At 66.2% G+C, this 10,231-nt stretch carries 9 protein-coding genes; 6 read left to right on the plus strand and 3 right to left on the minus strand.

What is annotated here, in order from left to right; translation table 11 throughout:
* Window positions 1–85: 85 nt before the first annotated feature.
* Window positions 86–484: a flagellar basal body protein gene (locus AAGI46_03945; protein ID MEM1011357.1), complete on the minus strand. Its 399-nt coding sequence runs from the start codon at window positions 482–484 to the stop codon at window positions 86–88.
* Window positions 485–762: 278 nt separating this feature from the next.
* On the opposite strand from AAGI46_03945, the gene AAGI46_03950 reads away from it, so the two are divergent.
* From AAGI46_03950 to AAGI46_03970, 5 genes are read left to right on the plus strand one after another with little or no spacing between them, the layout of a single operon-like run.
* Complete coding sequence (locus AAGI46_03950) at window positions 763–3,207, plus strand: tetratricopeptide repeat protein (GenBank protein MEM1011358.1); 2,445 nt, start codon at window positions 763–765, stop codon at window positions 3,205–3,207.
* A complete protein-coding gene (locus AAGI46_03955; protein MEM1011359.1) occupies window positions 3,207–3,707 on the plus strand; it encodes a hypothetical protein in 501 nt (166 codons plus the stop codon). Before AAGI46_03950 ends, AAGI46_03955 begins: the two co-directional genes overlap by 1 nt.
* A 47-nt stretch (window positions 3,708–3,754) precedes the next feature.
* Complete coding sequence (locus AAGI46_03960; protein MEM1011360.1) at window positions 3,755–4,504, plus strand: hypothetical protein; 750 nt, start codon at window positions 3,755–3,757, stop codon at window positions 4,502–4,504.
* 17 nt (window positions 4,505–4,521) lie between these two features.
* Window positions 4,522–5,343: a DNA-formamidopyrimidine glycosylase family protein gene (locus AAGI46_03965; protein MEM1011361.1), complete on the plus strand. Its 822-nt coding sequence runs from the start codon at window positions 4,522–4,524 to the stop codon at window positions 5,341–5,343.
* 3 nt (window positions 5,344–5,346) lie between these two features.
* Complete coding sequence (locus AAGI46_03970; GenBank protein ID MEM1011362.1) at window positions 5,347–6,156, plus strand: lysophospholipid acyltransferase family protein; 810 nt, start codon at window positions 5,347–5,349, stop codon at window positions 6,154–6,156.
* Window positions 6,157–6,377: 221 nt separating this feature from the next.
* Here AAGI46_03970 and AAGI46_03975 read toward each other — a convergent pair whose 3' ends face one another.
* Together AAGI46_03975 and crtI are read right to left on the minus strand one after the other, a co-directional pair.
* Window positions 6,378–7,013 carry a hypothetical protein gene (locus tag AAGI46_03975; GenBank protein MEM1011363.1) on the minus strand — a complete coding sequence of 212 codons (636 nt, stop codon included), beginning with the start codon at window positions 7,011–7,013 and terminating at the stop codon, window positions 6,378–6,380.
* Window positions 7,014–7,148: 135 nt separating this feature from the next.
* Window positions 7,149–8,705 (minus strand): phytoene desaturase family protein, encoded by a 1,557-nt coding sequence (gene crtI, locus AAGI46_03980; GenBank protein MEM1011364.1) that lies wholly within the window; start codon window positions 8,703–8,705, stop codon window positions 7,149–7,151.
* A 291-nt stretch (window positions 8,706–8,996) separates the two neighbouring features.
* Between crtI and AAGI46_03985 the strand changes: the two genes are divergently transcribed.
* On the plus strand, window positions 8,997–10,139 hold the full coding sequence (locus tag AAGI46_03985) for a prepilin-type N-terminal cleavage/methylation domain-containing protein (GenBank protein MEM1011365.1): 1,143 nt from the start codon (window positions 8,997–8,999) through the stop codon (window positions 10,137–10,139).
* The last annotated feature ends 92 nt before the right edge of the window (window positions 10,140–10,231 follow it).

The following is a 10,231-nucleotide window of genomic DNA, read 5'->3' on the forward strand; positions in this document are numbered from 1 at the left end:
TATTGGTGACTCGTGAACTTGTAACTTGGGGTCGCGTTCGTGAGGTCTCTGGTCCAAGTCACCAGTCACGAGTTACAAGGAGCGATCACGCGACGCGTTCGCGAAGGGCTTGGTGGAAGCCGGCGAAGTTCTTGCGGAGCAGTTCGACGCTCAGGTTGTGGCGAAGGGCGTTCTTGGCCTGGTCGCCCATGAGCTGTTCGATCGACCGGTTGTTGCCGTCGTGGAACATCACGCCACCCGGGGCGGTGGTGCTCGGTGTCGAAGCTGCGACGCCTGAGAGGTCGGCCGCGCCGCTGCGGTCGGCGTTGTCGAGGCGTCGCTGCAGTTCGCTGCGGAAGCTGCTCTCGTCCAGGTCCTTCTGCCGGTAGCCCGGCGTGGAGACGTTGACGATGTTGTCGGCGATGACGTGCTGCCGGCGGGCGTAGAAGCTGGCGGCTTGCACGAGCGTGCCGGCGGCAGATTGGTTGATCAGGCGGTCGATCATGAGAGACTCCGTGTCCATCTGCGTTATCGGGCGTACCGCCTGCGGCACTTGAGTCTTATCGGACGCAGGCTGCTTGACACGACCCGCCTCTGCGACGACGCTCCGCGTGCCGCGGCACGGATGTCGCTGCACCGACACTGCGGTTTTGCACTGCTTTTGGTCAAAATCGCCACGTTTCTCTCGAACCGGGCAAGGATGCCATGGCTTCGTCGAGCCCCGCGTCACGCGACGCTAATTCTGAATTTTCTCCCAAGCCGTCCCTGGCCGGGCTGTGGCAGATGCCACTGCTGCTGGTCTCGCTGGCGCTTTTCGCACTCGCGGCGTATCTGCTGGTCGACCCCAACCCGACGCCCGTCTTCGCCGAGATGATCGCCCGGGCCGAACGCGACGTTCGGCAGGAGCGGTACGACGCGGCTGTCGGTCGGCTGAACGATCTTCTGGTGCTCGAACCGGGTCCGGCCGACGAGGCGCGTGCCCGAGTCCTGCTCGCAGAAGCGCTCGATCTGGACGCGCGTCGCAGTCGCAGCAGCGACATGCCGGCCACGCATCGTCGAATCCTTCGGGAGCAACGCCTCGCGCTCGAACGCGGTCTGCCCGACACGCCGGTCATCGCCGATCGCGACGCACGGGCCCTCGAATCCCTCGGCCGGGTCGAGACCGCGATGGAGCGTTGGCGCACCGCGGCACGCATGGCCGACGAGCTGGGCGACCCGGCGTCGGCGGCGCCGATGCGACGCAGCAATGCCGAGATGCTCGTCCACCACGGCCGAACCGCCGCGGCCGTTCGCGAGCTGCGCGACCTGCTCGAAACGCCCGGCCTCGAAGACGACGAGCGTGCCTGGGCGCTGGGCGAGCTGGCCCGCGTCCGCGTCGACGAGGACCGACCCGACGAAGCGATGCCGCTCTTGGCCGAGGCGCTGGCGCTCTCGCCCGACGAACGCATTCGCGGCCAGGTCAACTTCCGCCTCGGCTACGCGGCGTACCGACTCAACGACCGTGACGGTGCTCGCTCGTACCTCATGCGGGCTCGCGAACAGCTCGGTTCCGGCCACGACCTTGACGCCGAGGCGTGCTATCTGCTGGGCAAAATCAGCCAGGATCAGCTCGCCATGCTCGAAGGCGAACCGGCGATGGCGGCCGCGCGGGAGGCGGCGAGCTACTACGAAATCGTTCTTCGCGACCACCCCGGCAGTCGAACCGCACCCAAAGCCCGCATGGGTCGGGCCGTGTGTCGGTTGGTGACGGGCGACGTCCTGGGCGGCTCGTCCGACCTGAAGCTGGCGGCGGCGGACGTGCACGAAAAGGAGTCGCTGGCCCCTTTCCGCGACGAGCTTGCCGACAGCCTTCGACGGGCGAGTCGCGTTCTCATGATGCGGACGCCGCTCAGCGATGAGGCGGAGAGCACTTCGCCCTACGCGCTGGCGCTGGAACTCATGGCGCTGGAGCAGCGGGCAATCGTCGCCGACGAGGGAGAACTGAAGCCCGACTTCTTCAGCCGACTCGCCCAGGCGTTCGAGGCCGAGGGCGATCGCCTTTGGCCTGGCGACGGCGACTCGGAGCAGGCCGTGTCGGCACGCAAGCGGTCGCGCGAACTCTGGGTCCGTGCGGGCGACGCGCACATCGCGCGAAGCCGCGCGCTCACGCTCGTGGACGATGCCGCGTACGGCGACGCGATGTGGCGCGGTGTGAGTCTCTACGAACGCGCGGCCGACCTCGAAGAGCTCATCGCCGCACTCGATCTGTTCGTGACGGAGCGACCCGAAGACCCGATCACGCCCGATGCTCTGCTGCGGCTGGGACGAGCCCAGCAAGCGTCGGGCTACAAGACCAAGGCGGCCGAGACGTTCGTCCAGCTGCGCGATCAGCACCCGCAAGCCCTCGCCGCCGCCGAGGCTGCGGTGCCGCTGGCACAGATCTACGCCAGTCAGGGCAAAGACCGCTGGCACCTGGCGGAAAACACGCTTCGCGGCGTCCTTGAGAACAACCCCGTGCTCGGCCCGAAGTCGCGCGTCTTCCGCGAGGCGACGTGGGAGCTCGGCCGGCTCTACTACGGCATGGGTCGCTGGGGCGAAGCGCTCGCGCGGTTCGAGGAGTACGCCAATCGCTACGGCGACGACGAGACGCGCAAGGCCAAGCTGCTCTTCCTGCGAGCCGACTGCTTCCGACAAGCCGCCGCGGAGTTGGCAGCTTCAGCCCAGGAGGCGGAGGTCGAGGCCACGCTTGCCGCGTCGACCGCACCCGAAGGTCGGCAATCGCCCAGCGCCCGAGACAAGCGTCGATCGGCCGTCGAGGATCAGCGTCTTCGAGCCCGCTACCTCGCCGAAGCCCGGCGTCTCTTTGAGGCAGCGGTGACGGCGTATGAGGCGGGCACGATGCCGGAGTCGGACGTGGCCCGCAATCTCGCCGAGACGTACGAGCGGCTCGCGTGGTTCTACCGGGCCGACTGCCTGTTCGACCTCGGCCGGTACGAGGAGGCCGTCGACCTTTATGAACAGGCGGCGTTCCGCTACCAGGACGACCCGTCAGCGTTGTCGGCGTACGTGCAGATCGTCAACAGCTATGTCGCCCTCAACCGCCCGGCCGAGGCCAAGACGGCCAACGAGCGAGCGAAGTGGTTGCTGCGTCGTATTCCGCCCGAGCGTTTTCGCGACGGCACGATCGCGCTCGACCGCAAGCAGTGGCAGACCTGGCTCGACTGGTCGGGCGAATCCGGACTTTTCTAGTGGCGGCTACCGACGAGCACACGGCCGACGCCGCGACGCCAGTCGCGGATGCTTCGGTTGTCCTGCCAACGCTCCGCACCCAAGCCGCGGCCTACCGACGCCTGCAACGCCTCGCCTCCGAGCAAGCCAAGGCCCTGTCCGAAGGCGACCACACACGTCTCCTGGCCGTCCTCGACAAACGCAAGGCCGCCCTCGCCGAAGCGACGGCCGACGATGACGCTGTCGCCGCGACGCGCTCCAACTGGCCCGCGTCCGTCGCCGGTTGGTCGGCCGACGATCATGCCCAGGCCGAGCGACTGTTCGGCGAGATCAAGTCGATCCTCGCCGAGCTGTCGAAACAGGACGACCGCGCTGCCGCGGGCTTGCGCGTCCGCATCGCGACGGCCGGGAACGAGCTGTCGCGCATCCGCGCCGACGACCGCACCGTCCGCCGCCTCAACCGCCGCTACGCCGCCGCGGCCTACGGCGAGCCTCAGACGAAGGTCGACGTGCGGTCGTGACGCCGCCCTCTGCAACTTCGGTTCGCAGATCGCGTCTAAGACCAAGCATGCTCGCACGCATTCTGGTCCTGATCTCGATGTTGCTCACCACGTCGGCCGTGCTTGCCGACGACGTTCGGCCGTTGCTCGACAAGATGCACGACGCGGGCGAAGGGCTCGTCTCGCTGACCAGCGGGCTCAAGATGATCGACTTCGACTTCGACACCAGCGACGAGGTCTGGCGATTCGGCAAGCTCAACCTGCTTCGCGGCGACGACGGCGATGCGATCCACGTCCTCTTCACACGTCGGGCCGACCCCGACGGCAACGCAGCCGAGGAGAAGCTCGAGTACCTGCTTGCCGACGGGCAATTGGTCGATCGCAACTATCGCAGCAAGACCGAAGTGCGTCGCACGCTGCCCGAGGAAGACCAGGATCGCGACTTGCTCGCGCTCGGCGAAGGGCCGTTCCCGCTGCCGATCGGGCAGGATCCGGAGCGCGTGCTCCGGCTGTTCGAGGTGTCGCTGGTCGACGTCGCGAGCGACAATGAGTTCGAGGTCGACCCGATCGACGGAACGCGACGCCTGCGTCTCGTGCCGAAGCCTGAAACGCCTCTGTCCGAGCAGTTTCAGGTTCTGGAGGTCGACGTCGACACGACCACCGGCATGGCCCGGCAGGTCACCACCCTCGATGCCGGCGGCATCAACCTGCGAATCGTCGAACTCCGCAACGCCGCCGTCAATGCCAACGACGCGGCCGAGCCGACGCTGGAGCCGGTCGATCTTTCAGACTGGAACGTAACGGTCGAGGCGCTGTAGCCGCTCTACGGTTCGCCGTGCCCGAAGGCCACACGATTCATCGAGCGGCCAAGGACCAGACGCCGCTCGTGGCCGGAAAGAAGCTGCGCGTCTCTGCCCACGACGGTCGCTGCGACGAAGAGGCCGCCCTGCTCGATGGCAAAAAGCTCAACGCCATCGAGCCGCTCGGCAAGCACCTCTTCTACCACTTCGCCGGCCGAGACAAGCTCACGCTCCACTGCCACCTCGGCCTGCTGGGCAAATTTCGCCTTCACAAGAAGGACCCGCCCGAGCCACGCGGCGCGACGCGGCTTCGCTTTCGTGCCGGCGACGCGGTGGTCGACTTCGTCGCGACGCTCAAGGCTGAAGTGCTCGACCCCGACGGCACGGCCGAAGCGAAATCGAAGATCGGCCCCGACCCGCTCGACCCCAGGGCTGACGTCGAGAAGGTCTGGCGACGCATCAGCAAATCGACCGCCCCCATCGGCGGCCTGCTCATGAACCAGCACGTCGTCAGCGGCATCGGCAACATCTATCGCTGTGAGATCCTCTTTCGCCAGAAGGTCCACCCGCGCACGCCCGGCAAGCAGCTCACGCGCGACCAGTTCGACGCCATCTGGCGCGACAGCGTCGACCTGCTCAAGCTCGGCGTGAAGTACAACCGCATCATCACCGTCGACCGCGACTTCGCCAAGGAACGCTTCGGCAAGACGTACTCCAAGCTGTCGCGGCGCGACGGCTTCTACGTCTACAAGAAGACCAAGTGTCCGATGACCGGCGGGCCGGTGGAGATGTTCGAGATCGCGAACCGCCGCGTCTTCTTCTCGCCCAAGTGGCAGCCGATGCCGAAGGGTGCGTGAGCGATGACGCCCGTCGCCACCGGCCCGCTCGCCACGCTGACGACGGCGTGGTTCGACCGCTACTGCCGCTTCGCCCTGTGGCGACACTTCCACGCCGTGCGGGTTTACCGGGATGATGCGTCGTCCCTGTCCGTCATCCCGAGCGCAGCCGAGGGACCTCGCCGCGGCTCACGCGTGGAGGAGCGTGATCAGGCGAGGTCCTTCGACTCGCCGCGCTCGCTCAGGATGACGGAGGGAACGCCGCGCATCGTCGTCGCTGCGACGCACCAGAGCTTCTGGGACGGCATCGTGCTGGGCGACCTGCTCCGCCGATTCGGCTGGCGACGGCGGTTTGTCATGATCGACCAGAAGCAGGTCGACCGGCACCCGTTCTTCCCACGCATCGGCGGGTTTGGCGTCGATCTCGACGACCCGGCCGACCGCCGACGGGCGATCGGTTACGCGTCGTCGCTGCTCCGCGAAGCGAACGAGCCGGCGGCGCTGGTCATCTTTCCGCAGGGCCGGATCGAGCCGGACGACGCCGACCTGTCGGCCGTGTCGCGTTCGCCCGAACTGATCGCCCGCAGGGCTGACGCGCCGGTGCTGCACGTCGCGATCCGCTACCGCTTCTGGTTCGCCCAGCGGCCCGAGGTGCTCGTCGCAACCGGCGACGACCTGCCATCGGCCCGGGTGATACTCGACGATGCCTGCCGCGACTTCGCCGCAGGCCAGGTCCTGGTCCGCGGTCGCCGCTCGATCAAGGACTGGCGCCTGTCGGGTCGCGGTCATGCCGCACCCGACGAGCGCGAGCGTCAGCTTGTCGAGGATGTCTGATACTGCAAGCGACCAACGCCGGCGCATCCGTCATCCTGAGCGAGCGCAGCGAGCCGAAGGACCTCGCCTGCCGCGATCGCACAGAGCCAGACGAGGTCACTCGGCTGCGCTCGGGATGACGGAGTGGGCGTTGCGCGGCGTCTGGCGAACACACACAACCGCCCGGCGTCGTGTGACGCCGGGCGGTTGCGTTGTCTGAAATGACGACGTCTTGTCGAGGCTCAAGCCCGGCGACGACGCAGCCCGACGAGGCCGAGCAGGCCCGCCGCACCGGCAGCCATCGGCTCGGGAATGACGGTGCCTGCTAGCACGAAGTTGTCGAAGCCTGCGTAATCGCTGCCGCCGTTCTGCGTTACATTCAGCTCGAACGAGAAGCTTGAGGCCGCATCTGGGATTGCGACAGCTTCATTACCGTCGCCAAAGACACCACCGACTCCGTTCAGACCTGTCACCAAGAAGACCGGCGCGCTCTCAACGCCGTCGATCGTGACGGTGTAGCTGACGCTGTCCCCAGCGTCGAAACCATCGATGTCATAGTCGAATGAAAAAGAAGTGGCTTCAAACAGCGAGAGATCGAAGCTAGCCGTCGTGGCAGTAGCAAAATCTACGTTCGGGTTGTCGCCGTTCTCAATGTCCCGAGCTCCGAGAAAGTTGCCACTTCCGACCGAGATCGTCGCCAGCGAGCTGACAGAGTCCCAGATGTCGGTGCTCGATGAAAAGCTGCCCAGTGCTGGCGAGTATGTGAAGCCAAGCGTCGAGTTGCCGTCGAAATCTTCTTCAGCGATTGTTGCTGCCGAGGCCGTGCCGGCGGTGGTGAGGGCCGCGAGGGTCGCGGCGGTGAGGAGTTTCGTGTGCATAATTTCCTTGTTCTTCCCTCGGGAGTGGCTGTCGGATCGCCCGGCCCCCGACGGGTCCAGACGGCCTCCTCCGACATGCGGCGAGCATAGCGGCAGCCTCCACCGTGTGCACTCGCAAATGGCGCTAAGTCTTTGCTAAGGCGTCGCGGCAAAATCCGCCTCGGCCAGTTCGCTGACGATCTTGCCGCTCAAGGCCACCAGCGGCAGACCTCCGCCAGGATGGGTCGCCCCGCCGGCGAACAGGAGGTTTTTCAGGCGTTTGTCGCGATTCGGCGGACGCAGGAACGCCTGGATCCGCCCATTCCCGCCCACGCCGTAGATGCCGCCAGCATTGGCTCGATAGCGATCGCGCAGGTCGGGCGGGGTCCAGCGGTCCTCGACCACGATCTTCTGCCGCAGACCCTCCAAACCGCACCGCCGTTCCAGAAGGTCGAGGACCCGCTCTCGATACGCGTCGCCGTGCGTCGACCAGTCGATCGACGCACCTTTGCCGTGGATGGCCGGGGCACTGACGAGGACGAACAGGTTTTCGCACCCGGCCGGGGCCTGCGTCGGGTCGGTGGCGCTGCTTCGGCAGACGTAGATGCACGGATCGTCAGGCGTCGTGCCCAGATCGAACATCGCCCGCAGGTCGCCGCCTTCGCCCAAGTAGTCGGCCGGCATGAACTTGTGGTGGTGGGCGATCTGCGGCAGCTCGCCGTCGACGCCCAGCAGCAGGACCATCCCGCTGCCGCCGGGGTCGAGCTTGTCGAGCTTCGCGTCAGGCCGATGCGGGCGATGGTCGGGGTCGATCAGCTCGCGAAAAGCGCTGATCGTGTCGGCGTTGCAGACGACGAGGTCGGCGTCGAGGTGCTGGCCGTCGCTCAGCGTGACGCCGGTCACGGCGGACGCATCGACATCGATCCGCGACACCGAGACGCCCGTGACGATCTCGACGCCGTTCTCACGGGCCAGGTCCGCGAGCGCCTCGGCCAGTCGATACATGCCGCCACGGACGTACCAGCCGCCGAAGTGCATCTCGGCATGCGGGATGACGCAGAGTGTGCCGGGTGCCTTCCACGGGCTGGCACCGCTGTAGGTCGCGTATTGGTAGAGGACGGCCCGCAGCTTCTCGTGACGCACGTGTCGGTCGACCAGCTTGGCGTACCGCTGGAACATCCCGATGCGGAACGGCACGGTGGCCATGGCGAGCCCCTGGCGTGGCCCGCCGCCGTTGTGGATAAGCTGTTCCGGGGCGTGCGACAAAAAGAGCTCACCCGCGAGGTCCCAGACGCGTTTGCCGCGATCGAGGAAGGCGGCGAAGCCGTCGACGTCGCTGGGGCTGAGTCGGCGGACATTTTCAAGTGTGTCTACGCGATCGCGGCACAGCTCAAACGTCGTGCCGTCCGGCCACGTGAACCGGGAGATTGGGTCCAGGCGGACGAGATCGAGCCGCTCCTGCAGCTCGGCCCCGCCGCTGTGGAAAAGTTGTTCAAAAACGAACGGCAGCGTCAGCAGCGACGGGCCGGTATCGAAGGTGAAGTGCTCGCCCGGGCGGTTCGGGTGCGGGAGGGCTCGTCGGTTGAGTTTCCCACCGAGGGTGTCGTTGCGTTCGACCAGCGTGACGCGATGGCCGTTGGCACCGAGCCGGATGGCGGCTGCGAGTCCCCCGACGCCACCTCCGACGACGATGACGCGTTTGGACTCGCTCACGGCCGATGACGCTACGCGACGCGGCCGGACCTGCTTTCATCCGTTGCTGCGCGTGGAGGTCGCCTGAAGGGTCTGGAGCCCCTGCAACGTTGCCTTAACGCAATCTTATCGAGATTTCGTCCCTCAAACTGGCGGTTCCGGCGTCTGGCTTGCATCTGCAGCTGCGGCGCGGCGTACGTTCGTGCCCCGGGCACGGAGGCTCGCAACCCCGATGCGCATTTTGTGGACGACGTGTCGTCTGCCCGTGCACCCCAACGCGATCTTTACCTGCCAGCTCTAATCTCCCTCGCAATGACTTCGACCCGCCGACCTTTTGCAGGCCGACCGATTTTTTCGCGACCTCGTGTCGGCCAACGCGGCTTCACGCTGGTCGAGTTGCTCGTCGTCATCGGCATCATCGCCCTGCTGGTGAGCATCCTGCTGCCGTCGCTGAACCGGGCTCGCGAGAGTGCCAACACCGTCAAGTGCGCCAGCAACGCGCGGCAGTTGGCGACTGCGATGCAGCTGTACGTGAACGAGAACGAGGGCTGGCTCGCAGGGCCGCACACGAGCGGGCGTCGCTGGAACTACGGCGACCCCAACGCGATCAACAACGGTGATCCGACCGACAGCATCGACGCGATGGACCCGCTGTCGGAGCGAAACGCACCGGTTCAAAACATGGACTGGATGAGCCCGACGCTCGGACTCGTGCTCGGCGATCTCCCCGAAAACGACCTGGAACGGCTTATCGCCCTGTTCGGGACCGAGTTGCAGTGTCCCAGCGTCGTTCAATCCTACGACTCGGGCACACTCGGCGGTGGCGGGGCATCGGCAGCGCCGGCCAGCCTCTTGTACAACAGCTACCACGCGGTCATTCAGTTCCATGCGTTCCCGCAGATCGATGCAAATCCCGCCGGCGGATTTGTCGGGATCTCCAACCCGAGTGATGACGATCGGTCGACGCGATTTGCCTCCATCAACTCGAGCTACGCACCCAAGCTTGTGCGGGTCGGTGCCGGTGCGAGCAAGGCCTACGTGATCGAGGGCGGTCGATTCCTGAACATGAATCTGGCCGAAGGTCTGGTCGAGTCGATCACGTTCAACTTCGCTCGATACCAGAAGCAAGGCGGCAACTTCATGGCGCGCGGCCCGTACATGTTCTACGACCGGCAGCCGCACGTCCTGCAGACGGATCGTGACGGCGCCGGATACGGCTCCCCAGGCAACTGGCTGGGCAACGACATCTCGGTGTCGCCCGTCGCCAAGACGCTCGGCTGGCGTCACTCGAACACGCGGATGAACATGGCGTTCTTTGACGGACACGTCGAAACGCGTGGCGTCGCCGACTCGATCTCGCCGCGGCTCTACTTCCCCAAGGGCTCGCAAATCACGCAGGCGCGGTTCACCTACGACCCCAACGACGGAAACACTGCGTACACGATCGACGAGTAGTCACCACGTCTCGATCAACGCAGATCGAAGCCACTCGTGACGCCCGGCCAGCCAGAGACGCAGACCGTCGACGCCGTCTGACTCCCACGCCG

It is taken from the genome of Planctomycetota bacterium (assembly GCA_038746835.1).
GTDB lineage: Bacteria > Planctomycetota > Phycisphaerae > Tepidisphaerales > Tepidisphaeraceae > JBCDKH01.